Here is a 24,801-nt window from a genome sequence, read left to right as displayed (position 1 = left end):
TTTACTTTTTCTACATGCTGGACGAAAGACGGCATGGATGGATTTCAAAAATGTCTCCTAGCCGCCTGCTGTGGAAAGACGTCGGCGCCAGCCTTAACAAATTGTTCCTAATTGTACAAAGGGCGGGCATCTCAATCTGTGCCACCTTACCGAAATTTTTTATAGTGCTCGATACTTTCCTTAAATGGCCAGGACGGTGTTCTGAGTAGGAAAGGAAGCCTTCCTCAAGAGACTCTGATTCAGCAAGAGTATTCGCCAGCATGACTGCATCCTCGATTGCCTGTGAGGCACCTTGCCCTATATTGGGAATGGAAGAGTGGGCAGCATCCCCCAATAGAAGGATATGGTTGTACAGAAACCTGGATATCGGCTTGAACTCATATAAGTCATGGTTAAGGATTTCCTCATCCTTAACTCTTTCAAGTATTTGCTGGATAGGGTCGTGGTAATAGAAAAAATTGAACAATAAATCAATGGATGTCCATTTTGCCATTGCTTCGCTGTGGCCTTCACTATTTTTGACTGCATACCAGTACAGGCGATTTCCCGGTAAAGGGACAATGCCGAATCTTCCGCGCGGGCCCCATGTTTCACTAAAAGCACACTCCCCTAAATCCTTATCGTGTTCGAGAATGCCCCTCCAGCATGTATAGCCGGAAAATACCGGTTTATGGCCACTGATCACACGGGATCGTACTGTGGAATGGCACCCGTCACACGCAATCATGTAAGTGCACTCTTCCATGGTCCCATCTCTGAAATACAGGCGAACGCCGTTTTTATGCTGTTTAAAGTCTGCAAGTTTTTTACCGTAATGAAGAGTCCCAGGAGCAAGTGAACCAGCAAGAATCCTTAAAAAGTCAATTCCGCTGAAAAACCGAAAACACGTTGCAAGTGCTGGAGAACTGTACTTAAGTGTTGAAATAAGTTTCCCTGAGTCTGCCTTGATATTGTATTCATTTGTTCCAAGGCTGCATTCGGACATGGCAGGGGAAAGCCCGAGCAGTTCCAGGCAGATAAGGGCATTACCCCCAAGAATCATCCCGGAGTCGGGCATGTCTGCCGTTTTGTTCCGTTCATAAACCTCTGCCCTAATCCCTTTTCTCTGCAGGGCGAGGGCTGTGCATAAACCGCTGATTCCGCCGCCAATTACCGCAACCTTTTCGCCTGCCATAAGGACTCTTCCTTTCTTTATATTGTTAATTTCATAATACGCTAACTTCTTGTATGCAGGTATGGATAAAAATTGAACTTTCTGGAAAATTATTATGACTTTAAAAACAAACATAGAAAAGCCATTCATTTGTCTTAAAATGAATGGCTTCACAGTGTTTATCTCGTATTGGCAGTTTTTTTTCTTTGTTTTGCAAGGTCATCCCTTACACTGTTGCCCCAAAGTTTAACGCCGGAATTATAGGCCGCACGGCTGATAAGATGGCCGGACACTGGAGAAGTCATAAAAATGAAGGCAATCCCAAGCAGCAGCCTTGAGTGGAAATGGCCGGTATCGAGATACGCATATAATAGCGCCCCCAAAAGGACGAGCATGACGCCCATCGTCGCACTTTTTGAAGCAGCATGATTCCTTGTATAAACATCAGGCAGGCGAAGCAGCCCAAAAGCAGTCACAAGGCTCAAAAGCGCTCCTGATAAAACAAACAATCCGATGAGGAATTTAAAGATCACGATCACGTTCCATAATCACTCCTTTCTCCAAATACTTTGAAAAGGCGACTGTACCGATAAAAGCCAGGATGCCAATCAAGAGGATGATATCGAGAAAGGCAGTAGTATTCAAAAGAATGGAGACGACGGCAATGATGGATACAAGGTTGATGCCCAAAGCGTCAAGGGCGACCACTCTGTCTGGAGTGGTCGGCCCTTTTATGACCCGGTAAATCAAGCCGAGCATCGACAGTGAAATAATGAACAGCGATATGCGGAGGACTAATTCAAACATTACCTGCTCACCTCCATGATCGCTTTTTCGAAAGAGTTTTTGATGCTGTCAATCGCTTCCTGTGTATCGTCAATATTCATGGCATGGACGTATAGGATTTTGTTGTCCGGAGAAACATCGACCACAAGTGTCCCGGGTGTCAGTGTAATCAGGTTTGCAAGGATGGTAATTTCCCAGTCTTCCGTCAACTCCGTCGGAAGGGCAAAAATGCCAGGCTTTATATTTAATTTCGGCCTCAGAATCACCTTGAGTACCGCAATGTTGGATAGAAATAACTCTTTATTGAAGATTAAGAAGAGCTTGATGACAGCCAGTACTTTGTTCAAATAAAAGTTAGTGCTGAAAAATCGGCGAAAAGTAAATATGATCAAGAGGCCGAAGAAATAACCTATAAAAAAAGTTGCAGGTGTATAGGATGTTTTCAGAAACATCCATATAAACGCAAGAAAGACATTAAGCAGAATCTGAAAAGCCATCCTCTATCACTCCTTTAGAACCGCATTGATATATATATCGGGATTGGTCAGTGTCTCTGCAGCGAGCGAGATGACCGGATAGATTGCCTCTGTTCCAAGGCCGTACAGGACAGCGATGGCTGTCAGGATGGCCGGTGCTGCCAACAACCCTTTCACAGGGACTTTCTCCTCATCTTTGAAAGCCCGCTCACTTCCCCAGAAAGCTCCCATAAATATCTTCATGACAGAAAAAAGGACGAAGAGGCTTGACATCAGGACAATTCCTGAACCCCAGAAGCTCGCGGATTCAAAGCCTGATCTTACAATCAAAAGCTTTCCGACAAATCCGCTAAGCGGCGGAATGCCTGCAAGGGCAAGCGCAGCAATGAAGAAAGTCCACCCGAGTCCCGGGTACTTGTTAATGAGCCCGCCCATTTTCCGAAGGTCAGCTGTCCCGGCAAGTTTGGCGATTATGCCGATAATCAGGAAGAGGGCAGCCTTAATCACCATGTCATGGATAAGGTAAAAAACAGAACCGGTCATTGACTCTTTCGTCATAATGGATACACCGAACAGGATGACTCCGACTGCAATGATGATATTGTAAATGATGATTTTTTTAATATCATTAAAGGCGATTGCCCCAATGACCCCGGCAACGATGGTCAAAATAGAAAGCACCTGCAGGAGATCATGTGTAAAGATATCATGAGGGAAAAACAGCGTATATGTTCTAATGATCGAGTACACACCAACCTTGGTTAATAACGCCCCGAACAGGGCCATGACAGGAGCGGGGGGTGCGTAATAAGATCCGGGAAGCCAGAAATAAAGCGGAAAGATAGCGCCCTTAAGCCCGAATACGATTAAAAAAAGGACAGCAATAACAGTTAGGATACCATGATTTCCAGCTTCCGCGATCCTTACGGAAATATGGGCCATGTTCAGGGTTCCGACAACTGAATATAAAAAGGCAACAGAGATGACGAAAAGCGCGGAAGAAATCACGTTGACAAGTATATATTTTATCGACTCACGGAGCTGAATTTTTGTACCGCCCAGAACGAGGAGAACATAGGATGCCATCAGCATTACTTCAAAAAAGACGAATAGGTTGAAAATGTCGCCAGTTGTAAACGCCCCGTTTACGCCGACTATCAAAAAGTTGAAGATGGAATAGTAATAGAATTTCTCCCTGTCTTCCCCGATGGAGCGGAAAGAATAAAATAGACAGGCTGCAGCAATCACGCTTGTCGTCAGCACCAGGAGGGCTGAAAGCATATCAGAAACAAGTGTAATCCCAAAAGGTGCTTCCCAGTTGCTTACATTCATTGTCTGGATTCCATCATTGTAAACCTGTGTAGCAAGCACCGCTGATACTGCAATTGCAAGGAGTGCACTGAATCCCGAAATATAACGCTGAACTTTAATGCTATTGGCGAAAAAAATAAGGATGATTCCTGTGAAAAGCGGAATCAAAATTGGCATTATCAATAAATTACTCATGTCCTTCCTTTCCTCTCAAGCGATCCATATTATCTGTGCCCAGCTCCTGATATGCACGGTATGCAAGCACCAGGAAGAATGAAGTAACACCAAAACTGATAACAATCGCGGTTAAGATCAAAGCTTGTGGAAGCGGGTCTACGTATGACTTCGCATGCTCACCAAGCAAAGGGGCAGCGCCGCGTTTCAGGCCGCCCATCGTCAGAATTAAAAGATGGGCGCCATGGCTTAAGAGGCCAGTGCCGATAATGATCCTGAGCAGACTTTTTGAAAGCATGAGATAGGTTGCTGTCATAAACAATATTCCAATCAGAAAACTCATTAAAATTTCCATTATTCACTCTCCCCGATCGTCTGGATGATCGTCATCGTCACACCGATAACGACAAGAAAGACACCTGTGTCAAAAAGGACTGCTGTGTGGAGGGAAGTCTTCCCGAGCAGCGGCAGGGAGACGTATGTGTATGCATGTGTCAGGAAAGGCTTACCTGCAATCAAAGCTCCAGTACCGGTCCCCGCTGAAAACAGCAGGCCGGCACCGATCATTTTTTTATAGTCGACCGGAAGAATCGCGGTAACCGTTTTAATATCATAAGCAAGAAGCAAAAGCACAATGGCCCCTGACGACATCAGACCCCCGATAAAGCCTCCGCCGGGATGGTAATGACCTGTAAAAAAAAGATAAATCGAAAAAAGGATAATGACAAACAGGGTTACTTTTGTCACTGTTTGCAAAATGATATCATTTGTTTTCATCATTCCGTTTTCCCCTTTGCCAGACGCAACTTGATCATTCCGTATATCCCTAAAGCAGCGATTCCAAGCACGCAAATTTCGAACAATGTATCAAAGCCGCGGAAGTCTACAAGGATAACGTTCACCATATTTTCGCCGCCGGCTTTTTTATAGGTATTTTCAATATAGTAGTTGGAGATGCTTTCAAACTTCTTGCTGCTGTGCGCTGAAAGGGATATAACGGTGACAATGGCACCAACCCCGGCGGCGATCAGCAGATTGAAGAGCTTGAAGCCGACCCGTCCTTCGCTTTTCCGAAGCTTTGGAAGGTGGTAGAAACAAAGCAGAAACAGTGAAACAGAGACTGTTTCGATGACTAGCTGGGTCAAGGCAAGGTCTGGAGCCCTGAAGATAACAAAGAACAATGCCACAGTATAGCCGACTGCCCCGAGCAGGATAATTGATGTTAGCCTGGATTTGGCAAACAGGATGGACACAGATGAAAGCGCAATGATCGCCACCAGAATGACCTCGTAGAACCGGACTTCAGCCAGGTCTGCCGTATCAAATTTGACAGCTTGTGAATAAACAAGGGCAACTCCAAGAATGAAGATAAAGAACGAAAAAATATAGACAAGATACGTTCTGATAAAACCGTTCATATACATTCTTGTGAATTTGCGCGATACTCGCTGTAATAATTCAAGCGAATGATCATAAAGCTTGTTGAAAGAAAATTTTTCCGGGAACAGCCTGTAAATCCCAGACCAGGATTCCTGCGTTTTATAAAGAAGGATACCAACAAGAACCACACCTATCGTCATGAACAGCTCCGGTTTAAACCCGTGCCAATGGCTGATATGGACGTTAAACTGTTTCCCGTCTTCCACAAGGGATGGCAAGATTGCAGCCATGGCAGGTGAAATCAAAGTATTGGCAAGCAGTTTTGGGAACAGTCCGAACACGATTACAAGAGATGCGAGGATAATCGGGGGCACAAGCATGCCGAGCGGTGCTTCGTGCGGTTCCTTATCCAATTTTTCGGGCTTGAATCCTCCTGTGAAAGTCCTGAATAACAGGATCATGCAGTAAACGAAGGTGAAAACGCTCCCTGTCCATGCGATAACAGGAAATAATATACCCCAAACATCGAGGCTGAAGATACCAGCTTCTTTTGCGTTAAGCATTCCTGTGAAGAACATTTCCTTGCTCAGGAACCCGTTGAATGGAGGGAGGCCAGCCATTGAAAGAGTGCCAATCAGGGAAATGGTGAACGTGATCGGCATAAGTGTCATCAAGCCGCCAAGGCGGCGGATATCCCGTGTGCCTGTTTCATGGTCGATAATGCCGACAGCCATAAAAAGACTTCCTTTGAAGGTTGCATGGTTGATCAGATGAAAGACTGCAGCAGTGACGGCAACGGTATATATTCCGTCATTTACTCCGTCAAAATGAAGTGCCACCGCTCCAATTCCTAAGAGAGACATAATCATGCCAAGCTGGCTGATGGTTGAATAGGCAAGGATTCCTTTTAAGTCTGACTGTCTGACAGCCGAGAAGGACCCCCAAAAAAGCGTAATGATCCCAATGCCCGCAACGAGCCACAGCCATATTCCGGATTGCGCGAATATTGGTGTAAGACGGGCAACCAGGTAGATTCCCGCTTTCACCATTGTTGCTGAGTGTAAATAAGCACTGACCGGTGTCGGTGCTTCCATGGCATCTGGAAGCCAGATATGGAATGGAAATTGGGCAGACTTCGTAAAGGCTCCGAGCAAAAAGCAAAGCAAAGCCGGAATAAACAGCTGGCTGCCAGGCAGTTCGCCAGCAACAGCAATTGTTTCCGAGATACTGAAAGTGCCTGTCATCATGTAAAGCAGTAGAATGCCGCCAAGCATAGCCAAGCCGCCAAAAACGGTGATAAGCATGGACTTTTGCGCTCCGTAGCGTGATCTTTCCCTGTGATGCCAATAACCAATTAGCAAAAAAGATGAAAAACTGGTGAGTTCCCAGAAGCTGTAGAGCAAAATAAGATTGTCGGAGAGGACCACGCCAAGCATCGCTCCCATAAATAGAAGCAAATAGACGTAAAAGAGATTCAGTTTTTCCTTTTCCTTTGATAAATAATAAATGGAATAAAGGACAACCAGCGATCCAATCCCTGTAATCAGCAGGGCAAACAATAATCCCAACCCATCAATTTTCACAGTGAAATCAATGCCGAGTGAGGGGATCCATTGAAGATTCCTGGTGATGGTGTTTCCCTGGGAGGTTTGGGAAATGAACTGCAGAAAATAGGAGAAGAGCAATATTGGCAGTGGCAGAAGAAACCAGCCAGTATGTATTTTTGGGAATGTTCTATATAGTGTCGGAATAAGCGCTGCCAACACCAATGGTGAAACGATGGCTAGGTGTAGTAAAGACAAAAGCATAACCTCCTTGATAACCTTGTATATTCCTTCTTTCAATCCCGACTTTACTCTAACATTTTTAGTCTTTTGTCATCAAACCATAGTGATTCAACGGAAATATCGGAACCTTTAGACAAAAGTATACCTTAAAAGACATGATTCTGCATTAATGCAATATTCAAAGCTGCCGATAGGGTATAGAATCTGTTATTTTGTGCGAGGCTATGCCCAGATGGGAGGCGTGAAGATTGGCCAAGAAAATCATAGTATGCATGGCTTTGTTTTTTGTATTGCTGTCTGGAGCATATTACGCCGATAACAGGATTGGTGCAAGAGATGGAACAAATGGCAGCAGGACTGAACAAATACAAACCATTGAAACTTCAGAGGAAGAACAAATAAAAGATCGTACTGTATTTAAACCGCGTGAATATGTGAAAATCATCCCGAAATAAAAGGGTTGCCTTCTTTCTGATAAAAGTCTAAAAGTCCGGACGCACTCACGGGAGAGCAGCTGGGCTTTTTATGATTTTTTGAAGCCTGCGGAATTTGCCGGAGAGAGCCTGAAAAAGTTATATTTTCGACATAATAAAATTGCAGAAAAGTTAAAAAACTATAAACAATACATGCTATAATAATTTAAATATGGCTGCGTATTGTGGCGTGCGGAAAGTTGGGAGACTATGAAAGAAAAGGAACGGGTCGTTTTTATTGATTTCGAATTTACGATGCCTGACCGCAACAGCCGCCGAAAAGGCTTTTATCCGGAAATCATTGAAGCTGGAGTGGTTTTAACCGAAAGGGGGCAGATTGCAGAGCAGTTTTCAACCTTTGTTGTGCCGGTGAAATTCCCGGCTTTGACAGAAAGGTGCAAATCCTTCCTGAATATTTCCCAGGAGCAGGTTGATTCAGGGATCAGCTTGCAGGAGCTGGCAGGAAGGTTTAACAATATTCAGGGGAATTGGCCTTGCTGTATTGTCACTTGGGGAAATATGGATATGAAAGTTTTACGCCATAACTGCCAGCAGGCTTCTATTCCTTTTCCGCTCTCGGGCAGGGAAATCGATTTATCGATGGAGTATAAGCGGTTTTTTGGGGACCAGAACCAGACGGGGTTATGGAAGGCTGTCCAGGAATATGGCAGGGAAGGGACAGGCAAGCATCACCGGGCGCTGGATGATGCACTGACAACCTACCATATTTACAAGCTAGTCGAGAAAGATAAACGATACTTGCAAAAGCCTGAACCAACAACAATAGGTGATAGAGTGGACTTTGCAAAACTGTTTAACAAATTCGCATAAAAAACCAGATCACCATAAAGGTAATCTGGTTTTTTGCTTGTTCCATTAATGTTTGAAGTAATCTTGTTCAAGGGACTCGATATTCCTCAAGCTCATGCTTGCCCATTCAGAATCGTCTGCTTTAAGTGAATCTTTTAGTTTCTCCACAGCTTCCTTTAATGATTCCTGATAGTCTGGAATTTCTCCGTCAAAGTGTTTGACCATTGTTTTAGGGACATTGGTCTGTTCCCGGCAGGAAAGGGCTTTTCGTTCGTGGAAGAAACCGACATCTGCCTGTTTCGGGTTATGAAGGTCACCCTGCATTGGATGTTTCAGTACTCCCAGAATCCGCACAAGATAGTGTTCAGGGCGGATATCCGTCACTTCCCCGATATACTTGCCGGTCTTATAAATAGCAGTTACAGAATCGCCAATTTGAATCGCGCTCATTTTTTTCACTCCTTCCTCGTTCGTGTCTATGTCATATTATGGGGCAAACAATAGAAAAAACAAAGTGCAAACCGGAAAGGAATCCAGTAAAGTATTGAAAGGAGGGATGAATTATATGAGAAAATCAATCACTGCCCTGCTCCTTGCATCTGTCCTTTTACTTGGTGCATGCGGAACAGGAGAAGAAAAATTAAAAGAAGGAAAGAATGCTGGAGAAAAAACTGAACAGCAGCATAACAATCCAGAACAATCTGTAAAAAGGCCGGGTGAGGCTGATGGATACTTTCCACAGCTGACAACTAAAGTGGCAGATAATGAAAGGCTTGTGGAGATGGTTACCTCCATGGGGCACATTAAAATAAAGTTATTCCCCGAACAGGCGCCAAAAGCTGTCGAGAATTTCATCACACACAGCAAGAATGGATATTATGACGGAGTGCTATTCCATCGCGTTATTGACGAATTCATGATCCAAGGGGGAGACCCGACAGGAACGGGAAGGGGCGGTGAAAGCATTTACGGACAGCCGTTTGAGGATGAATTTTCAAAGAACCTCTTCAATCTTCGCGGGGCGTTGTCCATGGCTAATGCTGGTCCTAATACCAACGGAAGCCAGTTTTTCATTGTTCAGAACAGCTCTCTTCACCCAAAGGCTAAGGACGCTATAAAAGATTATCCGGAAGAAATCAGGGAGGCATACGAAAAAGGCGGGACTCCCTGGCTTGATTTTAAGCATACAGTCTTTGGGCAGGTTACCGAAGGGATGGACATTGTCGACAAGATTGCGGCCGTATCCGTAAACGAGAAAGGTAAGCCTGATGAAGATGTTAAGATTAAAAAGGTGAAAATATTGAAATAGCAGAGCCTTTCATTGGAGGCGGAGGGGGCATGTTGCTATAATGGTGGAAGAATGCCTGCCGCTTTGGCAGAAAGGAAGTCGGCTATGCTGCAATCTTATGTTTTGTCGTTGTTTTTATATTTTCCGAAGGATAAGTCAGAGTATATCCCGGCCTCAATTACTTTTGTCATCTTTGCTGTTGCTGCTGTCCTTACGATGAGGCTTATTGTTAAAGTTTCAAATAAAGAAGCGGAAAAAGCAAAGGAATTTGAGGCAGAGCTTGAGAAAAAAATGGCTCAACCAAAACAAAAATCTTAAACACTGAGAAAGCTCCGTGTAAGTCGGACTCTTAGATTGTTGAAGAAGCTACCTTCTTGAAGGTGGAAAAATGAGATTACGTAAAGGTCGTTTTTACTTAGCTAACCTTAGCTGGGTAAAGGCGATTTTTTTTGTTCCTTAACTGTTTTCGAAACGCTTATTGTTTTTATAGAAGAATACGGTGGTTTTTTATTGTTTTTGATGAGGAAAAGTGAATTTTCAACCATTTAGGAGCAATCTTTCTTGCCTAGTGTGTCCGTAACCGGTTCCATAAAAGAATCTTTTAAAAAGGATCTACTCTGTAAATCGGTCTATCTACGGTAACGGGCATTCTATCTCCGGTCACGACAATTGCTGAACCAAAACGCATTCGAGATATTCGTATCAAACTGAGGGAGTTGGAGTTCTCTGCATCGGGTGTCTCCGGGTTAACCGGATTCTTTTTTTTGACGTTTATTTAGGTCTAAAGACTGAAAAGTAAGAAACATTACCTGCCGATACGTTTCATAAGTATAAAAAGAGGGTAAATTTTTTGATTTATGTACCCTGATTCCGGAAATACTGTTGTTTATATTTTCTTAAACAGGGAGCAGGGGAGAACAATGCAGGATATTCAAATTCAAATATTAATCGAAAGTATTATAGAGAATTCAGGTACTGAGGCAAAGGTGGTTCTTGAGGGGGATTTCCCAGGGGACCGTTTTGCTGGAGGCAAGTACCAGTTTGGGACACATACGATTACTCTGTACATAGAAGAGATAAGAAGACAATGTAAAAAGATTTTCGGTTCGGAGGATTGCTTCTTCGATTACCTTGCGGTGGTTTTTGCCCATGAAATTGGCCACGCTGAGGACCGGGAGCTTCTTGGGCTGATTGACAGGATGGATAACAGTGAGGATGAGGAAGAGAGAAATAACATTCTGCTGACAATTGAACAGAATGCCTGGGAATATGCCAGGACAATCGTTCCGGAGAGCAGCAGCAGGCGTTTTCTTGAAACGATTATCTTTCATTCTCTGCAGCCGCACTATGATGTGCTCGGCCTTGTACAAGAAGGGTCAGGCACTCATCCGCGCTTTAAAGCGCCGATGGGTGCCTGACCCCTTTTTTGTATTTCATTGATCTGGTGTGCTCCAGTCCATACGACGCTAAACGGGCGCTTTCGCTTTTCTTAGGTTAAGGCGGTTTTTAGTCTTTTCAATCCGTCCATTAGGACACTTTCGGGGCAGGCTACATTCATTCGGACAAAGCCTTCACCACCCGGCCCGTACTTTGGTCCAGGCTCAAGTGCAAGCTTTCCCTTTTGCAGAAGCAACGATCGAAGTTCTTCATCACTAAGGCCGAGCTTGCGGCAGTCAATCCACAGAAGGTAGGAGGCGTCGGGGAATTCTGTATGTACTCCGGGAATCTCCCTATGTATGTATTCAATGGCTGTATTCAGGTTGTTTTTTAGGTAGGATAGCAGATGGTCAAGCCACTCATCACCAAATTGGTAAGCTGCCTGGAGTGCAGTGATTCCAAATGCATTGATACCAAAAAGGCCTTGTTTAGCCTGCTGCGCCTGGAATTTTTCATATAGCTGTTGATTCGGGATAATTACAGCTGATGCCTGTAGGCCGGCAATGTTAAAGGTCTTGCTTGGAGCTACAAAGGTAATGACATGGTCTTTAAATTCTTCTTTAGCTGAAGCAATTGGAATATGGCGGTTAGGCTGGAATACAAGGTCTGAGTGAATCTCGTCAGAAATGATAAGACAGTCGTATTGTCGGCAAAGCTCACCCATTCTTTCCAGCTCATTCCTTTGCCAAACCCTACCGCCAGGATTATGCGGGCTGCAAAGAATGAAAAGTTTAACTCCCTCTTTTAGTTTCTCCTCAAAATCAGAGAAGTCGATATTGTAGCGGCCGTCCTTCAATAGCAGCGGGGAATTGACAAGAGTGCACCCATTTTTTTCAGTCATTTCCATGAATGGCGGGTAGATGGGAGATTGAACCATAACTTTGTCTCCTGGCTTGGTGAATGCGCCAATGGCAGTACTGATGGAAGGAACGACCCCAGGGCTATATAACATCCATGATGTTTCGATATTCCAGTCGTGCCTCCTCGCCAGCCAGCCCTGCACGGCTTCATTTGCAGCAGGAGATGCAAACGTATATCCATAAATGCCATGTTCCATCCTGTCTTTTATTGCATTTGTGACAGCATCAGGGGGGAGGAAGTCCATATCTGCGACCCACATTGGGAGAACATCGTTTGTTCCGAACATTTCCTTTGTCTTTTCCCATTTCACTGAATTGGATCCAACTCTGTCAATCACTCTGCTGAAGTCAATCTTTATCATAATTTCCACTCCTGTCGGATAAATTCTCTTCGTGCTGTTTTCATGATAGAATAAGCATACCAAAAAAGTTGAAAATATAGGTGATTAAAATGGAAGCCCAGGAAATGACCCGTCAAATGACAAATATTTTGAATGAGTGGGACCCGTTTAGCTGCGGAGCAGGCGGATACGACCCTGAAATCGCCGATGTTCTGCAGGCTGTCCACGACCTGGATGAGCCGCATAATCTTGCTGTTAGAATACAGGCAATATATGAACATTCCTTTGAGGAAACTCTTCCATATGACGCCTGTTTTCTTCTGGCTAAATCGCTGCTGGCTGTCAAAGGTCTGGGAGAATGCACACTATAGGGTTGATGAACAATTAGCATCAGGTAAAAACGGCAGCCATCACTGGCTGCCGTTTGCCGTTCCCAAGCTTTTTCTTCCTATAAAACGTTTGATGCTACTATACACTGCCTCCGGCTTTTCCTCCGGGACAAGATGGCCTGTCTCTTTTAGCACGGTCAACTCTGAATTAGGAAGATCCTGGCTAAGCCTTTTGCCTATTTCAAGCGGAACCACCCGGTCATGATCTCCCCAAATAAGCAGGCAAGGTTCATGTATCCTTTTTAACGCTTCGGGAGGAAGGTCACCTTCCCTATGGCGAATCATATTTGTCAGTGCCTTAAATATCCGGTTCTCCAAAAATGGGGCGAGATACCCCTGCTCCATTTCATCGTCAATTAAAGAATGATCGTGGACGACCTGCTGCAGATTTTTCCGGACTCCTGTCTTGGCAAAGTGATACTTTACATAGTGGTGGAAGAACGGAAGATAGCTTGAAACGACCAGCGGAACGGCGGCCCGTTTCGAGTAGCCAGAACTGCACAGCAGAACCGCCTTTCCAGCGGACTTGGGGAAATGGTAGAGCACATTAAGGGCAATTTGGCCGCCCATGGAATGTCCGATTAAGGTATACGATGTGATGCCAAGCGATTCAAGCAAACTTGTAACCGTAGCCGCCATGTTCCTGTACGAATAGGTGAACCCTGTAGTTTTCCCGCTTTTTCCAAATGGCGGGAGATCAACCGAAATGACATTGAAATCCTTGCACAGCAAAGGGACAAGCTGTCTGAAACTGAAAGTGGACGAAAGAAAACCATGGAGGAGCACGACTGTCTCTGTTGAACTGGCATGAGGAAAATGCTCATAATATACATCAATATTGTTGATAAACTTCGTACCTGTAAAGGAAGGGGCTGTCATCATTTTTCCTCCTTGAAAGGGGCCTATTAAGCATTAGTTTTTTTATTTTCCCCACAGATGCGGGTTTAAACACATATTTGTCCCTGTGATGGGAGGAAAAAGGGCTTTAGAAAAAGAGTTTTAAACAGTAAAAAAGCAGGCAGGGTTGTTAGCCTGCCTGCTAAAAAAGGGGGGGAATACTGGAAAGCCTTATACCATCATGTTTTCCAATTCCCCATTTTTCATACAATAAAAAGAAAAAATCTCCTCATCATTCATGCTGTTTTAGGAACTTCTCAAGTTCAATAAATCTACTTCGTCGATTTCTTTTGCCATTTTGAGGAACAGCTACGCTTTTTTTGTGCCAAGCTCTTCAACAAGCTGCGTTTATTCATCGTCAATGGCAGAATGGTCATTGCGTGACTTATGCTCCAAAAGCTCTGATGCCGGAACGTCAAGCACGGTTGAAAATTTCATGACTGTTTGGAGATCCGGTATTTTTTCACCGTTTTCATATTTTTCAATGGTGTGGGTTCCTACCCTGGCTTTAAGCGCAAGATCTTCAAGGGTAAGATTCTGTTCTAAACGGATGGTTCTAATGTTCTGGCCAATTGCAGACATATTGATCCCTCCCTTTTTTCCTTATAGTTTATTTTATCATGAATACCCTTAGTAAATTTGACCTCTATTTGAACTTTTTGTTAAATTCAGAATTGTAGAATTGAATATTTTCTTATGACATATGGGAGCCAAGACAATTTGTTAACATTCTTTTTGTCATAATTGATTTTCTGTGATATAATTTTATATTGCGTATAATCAGGATAAAATCATATTTATGAATTAGGAGTGTTTACATGACAGAGAAGATTGAAACAGGCAGTGTCTTAACAGGAAAAGTTACAGGGATTCAGCCATACGGAGCATTTGTAGCCCTAAATGAAAGCACGCAGGGCCTTGTCCACATTTCAGAAATCACTCACGGATATGTTAAAGATATCAATGAGTTCCTTAAAGTAGGAGACGAAGTAAACGTCAAGGTTTTATCAATTGATGAAGCTGCAGGGAAAATCGGACTTTCTATCAGAGCTACTGAAGAAGCGCCGGAGCAAGCTGTTAAAGCTAAAAAGCCACGCAAACGTCCTGCACAAATCATCCAGGACAATGATGCTTCCGGGTTCAATACTTTAAAAGACAAGCTTCAGGATTGGATCAACCAATCACAAAAAGAAAATACAATGAAGAAATAAGAAGAAAAAACCGGGTATTCAATCCGGTTTTTTTTATTTTTTTTATTTATGGGTTCAAAAAGGTATAGAGGAAAAGGTACAATATAATTAGGCAGTTTCAAATTTTTAGAAAATGAACGGAGGAATGCTCATGTCAACTAAAACAGACAATCTCATTGAACAAACTGAACGGTTCGGAGCTCCCAATTATCATCCGCTGCCCATCGTAATTTCACGCGCTGAAGGTGTATGGGTAGAGGATCCGGAAGGCAATAAATATATGGACATGCTGAGTGCCTACTCTGCAGTCAACCAAGGGCATCGCCATCCAAAGATTATTCAGGCACTGAAGGACCAAGCCGATAGAGTCACCCTGACTTCACGTGCTTTTCATAATGACCAATTGGGCCCTTGGTATGAAAAAGTATGCAGGCTCGCCGGCAAGGAAATGGCTCTGCCCATGAACACAGGGGCGGAAGCGGTTGAAACAGCCATTAAGGCTGCAAGGCGCTGGGCATATGATGTAAAAGGCGTGGCCGAAAACCAGGCTGAAGTGATTGCATGTATCGGGAACTTTCATGGCAGAACAATGACAGCGGTTTCATTATCATCCGAAGAGGAGTACAAGCGGGGATTTGGCCCAATGCTTCCAGGAATAAAGCTGGTTCCTTATGGTGATATTGATGCACTGAACGAAGCTATTACACCAAATACTGCCGCATTTTTAATTGAACCTATCCAAGGAGAGGCAGGCATTGTCATGCCACCTGAAGGTTTCCTTAAAGAAGCGCGCGATTTGTGCCGTCAGGAAAAAGTACTGTTTATTGCTGATGAAATACAGGCTGGGCTAGGCCGCTCAGGCAAGCTTTTTGCGTGCGAGTGGGAAAATGTCGACCCTGATATGTATATTCTCGGAAAAGCACTTGGCGGTGGAGTGTTCCCTATTTCCTGTGTGCTTGCAGACAGAGAAATATTAGGCGTATTTAACCCTGGGTCCCACGGTTCAACTTTTGGCGGAAACCCGATAGCCTGTGCCGTTTCCATTGCAGCACTTGATGTCCTTGTAGATGAAGGTCTTGCAGAACGTTCACGGGAAATGGGTGAATATTTTACAGGAAAGCTCCGTGAAATTGACAACCCACTCATCAATGAAATTAGGGGAAGGGGCCTGTTCATCGGCGTGGAACTGAATGAGCCTGCACGTAAATATTGCGAACAGCTAAAGGAAGAAGGCCTTCTCTGCAAAGAAACCCACGATACTGTCATTCGGTTTGCCCCTCCACTCGTCATAACCCGGGAGGAATTGGACTGGGCAATCGAGAGGATCAAAAAAATATTATCCTAATATATAAATGAACATAAAAATCCGCCTATAATGGGCGGATTTTTTATTTTGCCTGATCGCTTTATACTATCTCGATTCGACTTACCTTGTTGTACGAGGTTCAGCTTCGCGCTCAGCTTCAGCGCTTGGTGCAAAGAGAAGCCCAAGGTTAATGAGTCCTGCTAGTCCGACCAGGCCATATATAATCCTGGATAGCGCAGCATCCTGGCCGCCGAAAATAGCGGCGACAAGATCAAATTGGAAAAATCCAACTAAACCCCAGTTGATAGCACCGATGATTGTAAGAACTAAAGCAATACGTTGAATAGTGCTCATGGATACTTACTTCCTCCTTAATAGATGGGTTCTAGTATATTTTATTGAATCCGGAAAAAATTATTCATCCCCGCGACATTTTTACTTTACCTGCGTGGTATAAAAGAAAAACCCCTGGCATAACCTTGGATGTGCTGACGGGAAAGTTTAATATTTTGCATTGGACTTGTTGTTCGGTAATAATGAACATTGAAGGAAGGTGATCAGCTTTGGATAATTTTACATTTTGGAATCCAACGCAGCTTATTTTCGGAAAAGGGCAGCTGGAACAGCTCAAGACAGAGGTCCCGAAATATGGGAGTAAAGTACTTCTAGTTTATGGAGGAGGCAGCATCAAGCGCAATGGTCTCCATGACCGGATCCTCGGCCACTTAAAGGAAATCGATGCAAAGGTATTTGAACTTCCGGGAGTCGAACCTAATCCAAGGCTCTCTACTGTCTCGAAAGGCGTCGAGATCTGCAAGAAGGAAGGAATCGAATTTCTGCTTGCTGCTGGCGGCGGAAGTGTAATCGATTGTACAAAATTGATTGCGGCAGGCGCCAAGTATGACGGAGATCCATGGGACATTGTAACGAAAAAAGTAATCGCCACGGAAGCTCTACCTTTTGGAACGGTTCTTACGCTGGCAGCGACAGGTTCTGAAATGAACGCAGGGTCTGTCATCACCAATTGGGAAACGAATGAAAAGTACGGCTGGGGAAGCCCTGCTGTATTTCCGGCGTTTTCCATCCTCGACCCTGAAAATACTTTTTCCGTTCCAAAGGATCAAACGATTTATGGAATGGTTGATATGATGTCACACGTATTCGAGCACTACTTCCATCCGGAAGAAAATACAGGGCTGCAGGACAGAATGTGCGAATCGCTTCTCCTGACAGTAATGGAAACAGCACCTAAGCTTCTTGAAGACCTAGAGAATTACGAGCACCGCAGCACGATTCTTTATTGTGGAACAATGGCGTTGAACGGTATGCTTTCAATGGGATTCCGAGGAGACTGGGCAACACATAATATTGAGCATGCAGTATCGGCGGTTTATGACATTCCTCACGGCGGGGGCTTGGCCATTCTGTTCCCTAACTGGATGAAGCATAACCTGAAGGTAAATCCTGAACGGTTTGCACAGCTCGCAGTCAGGGTGTTTGGCGTGGACCCAGCAGGGAAATCAGCTGAAGAGACTGGGCTTGAAGGAATTGAGAAGCTTCGTGATTTCTGGAATAGCATTGGGGCACCGTCACGTCTTGCTGATTACAAAATCGATGACAGCAAGATTGAAGTTATGGCAGACAAGGCAATGGCGAATGGAGAATTCGGGACCTTCAACAAGCTGCAGCATGAAGATGTCCTAGAAATATACCGAATGTCCCTCTAAGAACAAAGACGAGAAACAGTGCTCGGATCGTTTTTTGCCGCTTAGACGGCAAGTTTATGAATAGGCCGTCATCATCAGCTGGTTTTAGCTGTGTATGACGGTTTTTTTGTATCAGGGAAGTTTTTTAGCTGGACCTGTTTGGCTGAGTGATAAAAACATGTTTTTCACACGATTTTAAGAGGGAAAGGAACATTATTGTCTTTAACAGCGAATTTGCCCAGTGCCAGATTGTAAACTGCCCCTCAGTAATCTTTTTTGGAGGAGAAATTTATAACACAGGTTATTTCCGGTTTCGGATAATATACTTACGGTTAGCCATAATATATTTACGGCTAAAGCAATCATATTCATGGTCGCTGTGTCCAGCTTCGACGGCTTGCAGGCTAGCTTAGGGGCTCTGCTAAACGGCTCTTTTCTTATCCTTTTTTTAGAAAATAAAAGGATGTGAAAAATGGTTCGGAATTGGGTACGCTTACATTAAGGGATGCTTCTTGATTCTTATTGAGGGTTTCGTTAAAGTGTTAGAGAATACATATAATTGGAGGATCAAGTATGACACATGTCCGTTTTGATTACTCAAAAGCGATGAACTTCTTTGGGGAACACGAAGTTACATACTTAAGAGACTTTGTAAAAGTAGCCCACCACTCCCTGCATGAAAAAACAGGAGCCGGCAGTGACTATTTAGGCTGGATCGATTTACCGAAAGAATACGATAAGGAAGAATTTGCACGTATTCAGAAGTCCGCGGCAAAAATCAAGAGTGATTCCGATGTCCTTATTGTCATTGGTATCGGCGGATCTTATCTGGGTGCCAGGGCAGCGCTCGAGTTCCTGCAGCACCACTTTTATAATGCTTTGCCAAAAGAAAAGCGCAGCACTCCGCAAATTATTTTTGCCGGTAATAACATCAGCTCTTCTTATATGAGAGATTTGATGGATGTCCTTGAAGGGAAAGATTTTTCCATCAATGTCATTTCTAAATCTGGTACTACAACAGAGCCTGCGATTGCTTTCCGTATCTTCCGCAAGATGCTTGAGGAAAAATACGGTGTCGATGAAGCCAAAAAACGCATTTATGCTACAACTGACAGAGCAAGGGGTGCCCTTAAGACATTGGCAGATGAAGAAGGATATGAAACCTTCGTTATTCCTGATGATGTTGGCGGACGCTATTCCGTTCTCACAGCCGTAGGCTTGCTTCCTATCGCTGTAAGCGGTGCAGACATCGATAGAATGATGGAAGGTGCTGCTAAGGCGCAAGAGGACTTCAGCGCTTCCGAGCTTGAAGAGAACCCTGCCTACCAGTATGCTGCAGTACGGAACGTCCTTTACAATAAAGGGAAAACCATCGAGATGCTGATCAATTATGAACCGTCGCTTCAATACTTCTCCGAGTGGTGGAAGCAGCTATTCGGCGAAAGTGAAGGAAAAGACCAAAAAGGAATTTATCCATCCTCAGCGAATTTCTCGACTGACCTTCACTCAATGGGTCAATATGTCCAAGAAGGCCGCAGAGACTTGTTTGAAACCATCATCAAGGTCGGGAAGCCAGAGCATGAACTGACAATTGAAACAGCCGAAAATGACCTTGATGGTCTGAATTACCTTGCTGGCCAAACAGTTGACTTTGTAAACAACAAAGCATTTGAGGGCACTTTGCTTGCCCATACAGATGGGGATGTGCCAAACTTGATTGTCACAATTCCTGAGCGAAATGAATATACATTTGGCTATCTTGTTTATTTCTTTGAGAAAGCCTGCGCCATGAGCGGTTACCTTTTAGGAGTTAATCCATTTGATCAGCCTGGAGTAGAGGCATATAAAGTCAATATGTTCGCCCTCCTTGGCAAGCCAGGGTTCGAAGAGAAGAAAGCAGAACTTGAAAAGCGTTTAAAATAGCATAACCGAAAAAAGCATCAGTCCTAGGGCTGATGCTTTTCTGATTGAAGAGACAGCCTTGCGCGGTAGTCCATCCATAAATTTTTTCATGAAAGCCAGGCTTTTCGCAAAAGCTAACGGAAAACATGAAAGGTGTGGTTTTAGGTTGATAGAAATACCCTCAAAAATTGAAGGAACACATTATGACCTCTATATGCTTGAGCAAGTACTTAAGCCCATGGGATATACCATTGGAGGAAACTGGGATTATGATCATGGATCTTTTGACTATACGATAGATGAACGGGTGGGCTACCAGGTTCTTAGATTGCCGTTCAGGGCTGTTGACGGCCAGTTGGATTCTAACGGCTGCACTGTGGAGTTCCAACGTCCTTTTCTTCTTTCGCATAAGTATCAGCGCGGTCTTGATGACCATGCGGACGTGGGGAATATCGGCGCTTCTTTCAACCAGTTTTCAGAGCCGGTCGATAAAGATGCGAGCTTTCCCCGGCAATATGAGGAAGTAGGAAAGTCACTCCTTAAAGAGGTAGAGGCAGCCCTTTTGGGTGGGAATTGAGGCTGCCTCAGGCTAGACAACGACGAGGAGTATATCCTTACTGCCAATATCAGCTGTAACCGGGGGATTGACGATAACGTCATCCCCTTTTTTGATGCCTATCAGAAGCATACCCTTCGAGAGCATGCAGGCATGCGCCTGTCCGAATGTCTTATGCCCCGTTATGTCTGAAGCAGGAATCATTTTTAACTCGTTTCCGTCAAAAGCATTAAGTACTTCCTGGAGAGGGGCAGCAATCCCTGGATGCTGGAGGCTGTTCAGGAACATGCTTCCAGCAAGCTCGTTTGTCTGGATGATTTCATCAGCACCTGCACGAAAGGCATTGTTTATCTGACTTTTTGTCAGGACTTCGGCAATGCAGTGGACGTCAGAATTAATCCCCTTGATTGCCAGCAATGTCAGTACAGTGTTCTTATCAGCCTGATGTTCAACAAGGTTCTGGTCTGCTGTAATAATAACCTTGCAGGCAGAAGAAAGTCCGGCTTTAAGAAGAATTTCATCCAGATGCGAAGCTCCTTTAATAAAATGGAAACCATGTTTTGAATGGGGGTGGGAGTCAAGTGACTCATCAATTAAAACAACCGGTTTTTTTTTCTCTCCAAAACACCTGGCGATCTTTTTTGAACGTTCATTCCAGCCGATAATGATTAAATGTCCTTCCCCTTTATAAGCTGTTTTGCCTTCGTAGTATTCTTCCTGCATGTTCACCGCGGCTGCCGAAAGTGTAACAAAGTAGGAGGATAAAAACCCTGCACCTGCAAAAAGGAGAATAATTGCTGTAATTCTGCCAGGTAAAGTAATGGGGACGTAATCGCCGTAGCCGACGGTCGAGGCTGTCATGAGTGCCCACCAGATTCCGTCAAATATAGTTGGAAATGTATTAGGCTCAATCGCATGGATTACTGCCCCGAAAATGAACATGTTCAATCCGGCTACTAAAAGAATCCTGAAGAGGAGTGGCATCCTGATGAACCTGATATAAAGATGCTGGACCATGTTTCACCTCCTTTTTCCTTAGCGAGTGCTCCTCCATATTTTCACCTAAACTGCTGATTTTAGCCGAGCCATCCTAAACAAAAAGGATATTTATTTTTAATATTCAAAAAATAATGCTTAAACTGTGCAAAAGTCCATACAAAAGGAAGGGCAATACATAGTCTGTAAGTAAAAGGAGGGGTGAAAATGGTTAATCCTGTGCTTGTATTTCTTGCCTGCATCCTTGCTGGATTTGCTCTAGTGAATCTTCCGGCTGTACCGATGCTTTCAGGACTTGTGCCTTTCTTCGAAATTGTTGCTGCGCTTGCCATCATCATTTTTTCATTCGTACTTCTGTACATGGGCCTTAGAGCCTTGTTCAGTGGAACCTGGCTATAACAATCATGAATAGGAAAAGGAGGCTGCATTCGCAGCCTCCTTTTCTTTATATTACGCCGCTGAACGGGCGCTTTCGCTTTTCTTTGTCTAGCTGCAGCGTCCAGCGCCTAGTGGACTTCGCCCACCTCTCTACGATAAGTCAACATCGAATCGCTACGCTCATGGTGTTTCCTTTATCTCGTGCCGGTGTGCTCCAGTCCATACGGCGCTTAACGGACGCTTTCGCTTTTCAATAATTACGCGGTTGCTCTTTCTTTGTCGGCCGCTGAGTCTTTGTGCTTCCATACCTTACCGTAGAAGACAACACTTGAGGCAAGCAAGGCGACACCAAAAAGGAAGGTTTTCATATCGGCTGTTCCGGCAATGATGACCCAGACTGAATAAAGTGTAGATAGTACAGCGATAACTCCGTCAACGATCCTTGAACGGCTGCTCGTATAAGTTTCTCCTGTCATGACCAGTTTTAGCTGGAATACTGAAGCGATAAAATACGGGACAAGATAGGACAAGGTTGCAATCGTAATGATGAAATCAAAGGCTGCTGAAATGGAATTGGAAATAGTTGAAAAAATGAACAACTGGCCAAGAATATTTGTCACAATAAGTGAGAAAATTGGGAGTCCATTTTCATTTTCTTTCAGGAACGATGGAAGGAACAATCCTTGCTTCGCTGCCTGGAATGGCACTTCCACGCTTAGCATGACCCAGCCAATCGTTGAGCCAAGAAGGCTGATGATTCCAAGTCCAGCCAGAATTTTACCGCCAATAGGTCCCATAACGGCCACCATGGCATCGACCAATGGCTTTTCAGAAGCAATCAATGTATTTTGGTCAAGCATACCCATCACGAGCATACTAATGCCGATATAGATGGCAAGAGCAATAAACAGTCCGAGGATGGTTGCTCTTTTGACATCCGTCTGTTTTTTCGCCCTAGAAGAGAAAACTACGGCAGACTCGACACCAATAAAGGCCCAAAGTGTTGTGAGTGCAGCGCTGTTTACCTGGCCGAGAAGACCGATTGCATGGCCAGCTTCATCATAGCGTGGTGCTGAGAAAGGAAGGATATTCGTTTTTTGGAAGGCGTAAAGACCTACCAGGATAAAGAGGAAAAATCCGACCACTTTTGCTGCAGTTGCCGCAAAGTTCAATTGTCCTGCTTTTTCCAGCCCTCGTAAAATAGTAAAATGGGTACTCCATAGCAAAATGGTGCAAACAGTGAAGGTTAAAAGGTTTCCGGTGGTAACAGTAATGCCGCCAAATGTAAAAAGTTCAGCGGAGCTTGTTAAAATAGGAAAGAATGTTGACAAAAAGCTTGCGAAAGTTGTAATAATGGCAATATTTCCTGCCAGGTTTCCGATCCAATATCCCCATGAGGACATGAATCCTGACAATGTGGCAGCATGTGAACCTTTTCGGAATAATTCTTTAGCGTAGATCTGCGGGCCCCCGTTAAGATCTGGCTTCCTCATTCCTAGGTTGCCAAAAACAAGGGTGGTCATCAGGACACCAAATCCTGTCAAAGACCATGCGAGCAATACGCCGAGCGGACTAGCCGACTCGGAAAGTGACCGAGGGATCATAAAAATCCCCGAACCTACCATATTTCCAACGACAAGTGCTGTTAAAATCCAAAATCCTAACTTTTTTGACTGACCCACTGTGTTTTTCCCCTTTCAATTGCCCTCTGCTCAAATGAAGAGTCCATCGGTCATGTCGACGCAAAGAGCACACCTTTATTTAAAAGGTGTGCTCCAGTATCCACACCAGACAAGAACGGATAGTTCATCATGGCTTCTCAGCCATGACAGTCCTGCACCTTTCGGCAACAGTCCCAGCTGCTGTATGCAGAGACACACAGCGCTTCGGCGATAGTTCCTTTCAAATAACTTCATCGAGTTCCCAGACTCTCCATTATTCTACTGATAAATACCGCGACCTCTACCTCATCTTGAGCTGATGAGGGTTAAATGTATGAATTTAATGTAGCTATCATACAATAGCCTGTCAGATGTGTCAAAGATAACTTTTCCCATATATATAGGAATGGGAAGGGCATAGAGTATATTGCAAGGATATTTATGGACTGTTAAAACAGCAATGAAGTTGTTTACATGAATTTCTAAAAAGACCTATAATAGAATGCGTCGGGAAAAATTTTGGCGGGAGTGAATGGTGTGCAGGATTTCATTATGAATGTATTGGAAATGCTCTCAAGCCTTGGCTATTTAGGAATTGCCTTGGGTTTGATGATTGAAATCATCCCAAGCGAAATCGTTTTGGGATATGGGGGCTACATGATTTCAGAGGAGACGATCGGCTTTGCAGGTGCAGTAATCGCCGGAACCATCGGGGGAACAATTGCCCAGGTATTCCTTTACTGGCTTGGAATGTACGGAGGAAGACCTTTTCTTGAAAAATACGGTAAATATTTGCTGATCAACCAGCATCATATAGATTTATCCCAGGAGTGGTTTAGGAAATTCGGCCCCGGGGTGATCTTCTCGGCAAGGTTTATACCTGTCGTCAGGCATGCGATTTCGATACCTGCGGGGATTGCAAGAATGTCTTTTATTAAGTTTACGTTGTATACCGTTGCCGCGATTATTCCGTGGACAATTTTCTTCCTGTATCTTGGGATGGTCCTTGGAGAAAATTGGCCGCAAATCAAGGAGTTCGCACGGCCATACATCATTCCAATCAGCGCCATCGCTTTGATTGGGGGAATATCATATTTCCTTTACAGCCGAAAAAAGAAAAAAGCCTGATTCCGCAGTTGTATTACCCCTATCTGCCTGATTTTAAGTATTTGTAAAAAAACGTAAATTCCAATCATGAAACAGGGGAAAAGGGGTATTATAATAGAAAACGGCGGGAGGTGGGCCTATGGTTCGTTTGGACGGGCAGATTATTTCCGGCATATTTGACGACCGGACTAAAGAATTTGAAATTGAGAAAGTAAAAGATTTTTATACAAAGTCAATCATTAAAAAAAATCAGGTAGATACCCTTTACCATTATTTGAAGCTCCATGAGGACGACCAGGAAGGCCAGATTATCACCATGTATGACCAGATACCCGTATTGTTGACTCAAGGGGAAATCAAGCGCCTGCTCAGGGATCTTGAGCAAGTCAAAAGCATGTACCAATAATATATCGTATAAAAAAGACAACAGAGTTTAA

Annotated in this window: 29 protein-coding genes and 1 riboswitch; of the genes, 14 read left to right on the top strand and 15 right to left on the bottom strand. The window is 44.0% G+C overall.

The annotated features are described in order from the left end of the window. Positions 1-10: 10 nt before the first annotated feature. The 8 genes from D1970_RS01020 to D1970_RS00985 form a co-directional block, all read right to left on the bottom strand. A complete protein-coding gene (locus D1970_RS01020) occupies positions 11-1,174 on the bottom strand; it encodes an FAD-dependent oxidoreductase (protein ID WP_181213371.1) in 1,164 nt (387 codons plus the stop codon). A 158-nt stretch (positions 1,175-1,332) separates the two neighbouring features. Then, on the bottom strand, positions 1,333-1,692 hold the full coding sequence (gene mnhG, locus D1970_RS01015) for a monovalent cation/H(+) antiporter subunit G (protein ID WP_119111016.1): 360 nt from the start codon (positions 1,690-1,692) through the stop codon (positions 1,333-1,335). After that, positions 1,676-1,960, bottom strand: a complete 285-nt coding sequence (locus D1970_RS01010) for a Na(+)/H(+) antiporter subunit F1 (RefSeq protein WP_119111015.1) — start codon at positions 1,958-1,960, stop codon at positions 1,676-1,678. The genes mnhG and D1970_RS01010 overlap by 17 nt, the downstream gene beginning before the upstream one ends. Then, a complete protein-coding gene (locus D1970_RS01005) occupies positions 1,960-2,436 on the bottom strand; it encodes a Na+/H+ antiporter subunit E (protein WP_119111014.1) in 477 nt (158 codons plus the stop codon). The genes D1970_RS01010 and D1970_RS01005 overlap by 1 nt, the downstream gene beginning before the upstream one ends. A 6-nt stretch (positions 2,437-2,442) precedes the next feature. Next, positions 2,443-3,921, bottom strand: a complete 1,479-nt coding sequence (locus D1970_RS01000) for a Na+/H+ antiporter subunit D (protein WP_119111013.1) — start codon at positions 3,919-3,921, stop codon at positions 2,443-2,445. Continuing rightward, complete coding sequence (locus D1970_RS00995) at positions 3,914-4,255, bottom strand: Na(+)/H(+) antiporter subunit C (protein ID WP_119111012.1); 342 nt, start codon at positions 4,253-4,255, stop codon at positions 3,914-3,916. Before D1970_RS00995 ends, D1970_RS01000 begins: the two co-directional genes overlap by 8 nt. Next, positions 4,255-4,677: a Na(+)/H(+) antiporter subunit B gene (locus tag D1970_RS00990; protein WP_119111080.1), complete on the bottom strand. Its 423-nt coding sequence runs from the start codon at positions 4,675-4,677 to the stop codon at positions 4,255-4,257. Before D1970_RS00990 ends, D1970_RS00995 begins: the two co-directional genes overlap by 1 nt. Further along, positions 4,677-7,082: a Na+/H+ antiporter subunit A gene (locus D1970_RS00985; protein WP_119111011.1), complete on the bottom strand. Its 2,406-nt coding sequence runs from the start codon at positions 7,080-7,082 to the stop codon at positions 4,677-4,679. Before D1970_RS00985 ends, D1970_RS00990 begins: the two co-directional genes overlap by 1 nt. A 233-nt stretch (positions 7,083-7,315) precedes the next feature. On the opposite strand from D1970_RS00985, the gene D1970_RS00980 reads away from it, so the two are divergent. Both D1970_RS00980 and kapD read left to right on the top strand, forming a co-directional pair. Further along, complete coding sequence (locus D1970_RS00980) at positions 7,316-7,522, top strand: hypothetical protein (protein WP_119111010.1); 207 nt, start codon at positions 7,316-7,318, stop codon at positions 7,520-7,522. A 228-nt stretch (positions 7,523-7,750) separates the two neighbouring features. Next, positions 7,751-8,371 carry a 3'-5' exonuclease KapD gene (kapD, locus tag D1970_RS00975; protein ID WP_119111009.1) on the top strand — a complete coding sequence of 207 codons (621 nt, stop codon included), beginning with the start codon at positions 7,751-7,753 and terminating at the stop codon, positions 8,369-8,371. Positions 8,372-8,416: 45 nt separating this feature from the next. On the opposite strand, the gene kapB is transcribed toward kapD, so the two are convergent. After that, entirely contained in the window at positions 8,417-8,800 is a 384-nt protein-coding gene (gene kapB / locus D1970_RS00970; protein ID WP_119111008.1) for a kinase-associated lipoprotein KapB, read from the bottom strand. A 115-nt stretch (positions 8,801-8,915) separates the two neighbouring features. Here kapB and D1970_RS00965 point away from each other — a divergent pair, with 115 nt between their 5' ends. From D1970_RS00965 to D1970_RS00955, 3 genes are all read left to right on the top strand, one after another. Then, entirely contained in the window at positions 8,916-9,659 is a 744-nt protein-coding gene (locus tag D1970_RS00965) for a peptidylprolyl isomerase (RefSeq protein WP_119111007.1), read from the top strand. Positions 9,660-9,743: 84 nt separating this feature from the next. After that, positions 9,744-9,956 carry a hypothetical protein gene (locus D1970_RS00960; RefSeq protein ID WP_119111079.1) on the top strand — a complete coding sequence of 71 codons (213 nt, stop codon included), beginning with the start codon at positions 9,744-9,746 and terminating at the stop codon, positions 9,954-9,956. Positions 9,957-10,558: 602 nt separating this feature from the next. Continuing rightward, on the top strand, positions 10,559-11,056 hold the full coding sequence (locus tag D1970_RS00955; RefSeq protein ID WP_119111078.1) for a hypothetical protein: 498 nt from the start codon (positions 10,559-10,561) through the stop codon (positions 11,054-11,056). Between the two features lie 71 nt (positions 11,057-11,127). Here the strand turns inward: D1970_RS00955 and D1970_RS00950 are convergent, their stop codons facing one another. Continuing rightward, the gene (locus tag D1970_RS00950; RefSeq protein ID WP_119111006.1) at positions 11,128-12,297 is read right to left on the bottom strand and encodes a MalY/PatB family protein; all 1,170 of its coding nucleotides are present in this window, start codon (positions 12,295-12,297) and stop codon (positions 11,128-11,130) included. A gap of 89 nt (positions 12,298-12,386) precedes the next feature. On the opposite strand from D1970_RS00950, the gene D1970_RS00945 reads away from it, so the two are divergent. Beyond that, complete coding sequence (locus D1970_RS00945) at positions 12,387-12,647, top strand: DUF1871 family protein (RefSeq protein WP_246370215.1); 261 nt, start codon at positions 12,387-12,389, stop codon at positions 12,645-12,647. Positions 12,648-12,686: 39 nt separating this feature from the next. On the opposite strand, the gene D1970_RS00940 is transcribed toward D1970_RS00945, so the two are convergent. Continuing rightward, complete coding sequence (locus tag D1970_RS00940; RefSeq protein WP_119111005.1) at positions 12,687-13,544, bottom strand: alpha/beta fold hydrolase; 858 nt, start codon at positions 13,542-13,544, stop codon at positions 12,687-12,689. 366 nt (positions 13,545-13,910) lie between these two features. Then, a complete protein-coding gene (locus D1970_RS00935; RefSeq protein ID WP_246370214.1) occupies positions 13,911-14,144 on the bottom strand; it encodes a helix-turn-helix domain-containing protein in 234 nt (77 codons plus the stop codon). Between the two features lie 236 nt (positions 14,145-14,380). Here D1970_RS00935 and yugI point away from each other — a divergent pair, with 236 nt between their 5' ends. Further along, a complete protein-coding gene (gene yugI, locus D1970_RS00930) occupies positions 14,381-14,773 on the top strand; it encodes a S1 domain-containing post-transcriptional regulator GSP13 (RefSeq protein ID WP_119111004.1) in 393 nt (130 codons plus the stop codon). Positions 14,774-14,903: 130 nt separating this feature from the next. Continuing rightward, the gene (locus D1970_RS00925) at positions 14,904-16,097 is read left to right on the top strand and encodes an ornithine--oxo-acid transaminase (protein WP_281373537.1); all 1,194 of its coding nucleotides are present in this window, start codon (positions 14,904-14,906) and stop codon (positions 16,095-16,097) included. 81 nt (positions 16,098-16,178) lie between these two features. Here the strand turns inward: D1970_RS00925 and D1970_RS00920 are convergent, their stop codons facing one another. Next, entirely contained in the window at positions 16,179-16,412 is a 234-nt protein-coding gene (locus tag D1970_RS00920) for a DUF378 domain-containing protein (protein WP_119111002.1), read from the bottom strand. A 209-nt stretch (positions 16,413-16,621) separates the two neighbouring features. On the opposite strand from D1970_RS00920, the gene D1970_RS00915 reads away from it, so the two are divergent. The 3 genes from D1970_RS00915 (at position 16,622) to D1970_RS00905 (ending at position 20,243) form a co-directional block, all read left to right on the top strand. Further along, a complete protein-coding gene (locus D1970_RS00915) occupies positions 16,622-17,785 on the top strand; it encodes an iron-containing alcohol dehydrogenase (protein ID WP_119111001.1) in 1,164 nt (387 codons plus the stop codon). Positions 17,786-18,337: 552 nt separating this feature from the next. Next, the gene (locus tag D1970_RS00910) at positions 18,338-19,687 is read left to right on the top strand and encodes a glucose-6-phosphate isomerase (protein WP_119111000.1); all 1,350 of its coding nucleotides are present in this window, start codon (positions 18,338-18,340) and stop codon (positions 19,685-19,687) included. Positions 19,688-19,832: 145 nt separating this feature from the next. After that, positions 19,833-20,243 carry a YugN-like family protein gene (locus D1970_RS00905; protein WP_119111076.1) on the top strand — a complete coding sequence of 137 codons (411 nt, stop codon included), beginning with the start codon at positions 19,833-19,835 and terminating at the stop codon, positions 20,241-20,243. A gap of 12 nt (positions 20,244-20,255) precedes the next feature. Here the strand turns inward: D1970_RS00905 and D1970_RS00900 are convergent, their stop codons facing one another. Next, positions 20,256-21,239, bottom strand: coding sequence for a potassium channel family protein (locus tag D1970_RS00900; RefSeq protein WP_119110999.1), 984 nt, complete (start codon positions 21,237-21,239; stop codon positions 20,256-20,258). A 186-nt stretch (positions 21,240-21,425) separates the two neighbouring features. On the opposite strand from D1970_RS00900, the gene D1970_RS00895 reads away from it, so the two are divergent. Further along, positions 21,426-21,617, top strand: coding sequence for a hypothetical protein (locus D1970_RS00895; RefSeq protein ID WP_119110998.1), 192 nt, complete (start codon positions 21,426-21,428; stop codon positions 21,615-21,617). A 236-nt stretch (positions 21,618-21,853) separates the two neighbouring features. Here D1970_RS00895 and D1970_RS00890 read toward each other — a convergent pair whose 3' ends face one another. Further along, the gene (locus D1970_RS00890) at positions 21,854-23,278 is read right to left on the bottom strand and encodes an amino acid permease (RefSeq protein WP_119110997.1); all 1,425 of its coding nucleotides are present in this window, start codon (positions 23,276-23,278) and stop codon (positions 21,854-21,856) included. A 112-nt stretch (positions 23,279-23,390) separates the two neighbouring features. Then, a riboswitch (Lysine riboswitch) is annotated at positions 23,391-23,569 on the bottom strand. Positions 23,570-23,794: 225 nt separating this feature from the next. Here D1970_RS00890 and uptA point away from each other — a divergent pair. After that, entirely contained in the window at positions 23,795-24,385 is a 591-nt protein-coding gene (gene uptA, locus D1970_RS00885; protein ID WP_119110996.1) for an undecaprenyl phosphate transporter UptA, read from the top strand. A 118-nt stretch (positions 24,386-24,503) separates the two neighbouring features. After that, positions 24,504-24,770: a hypothetical protein gene (locus D1970_RS00880; protein ID WP_119110995.1), complete on the top strand. Its 267-nt coding sequence runs from the start codon at positions 24,504-24,506 to the stop codon at positions 24,768-24,770. Positions 24,771-24,801: the final 31 nt, after the last annotated feature.

The organism is Mesobacillus zeae (genome assembly GCF_003570705.1).
GTDB classification, from domain to species: Bacteria; Bacillota; Bacilli; order Bacillales; family Cytobacillaceae; genus Mesobacillus_C; species Mesobacillus_C zeae.
The sequence above is the reverse complement of the archived record's forward strand: the minus strand, read 5'-3'. Positions and strand labels throughout refer to the sequence as shown.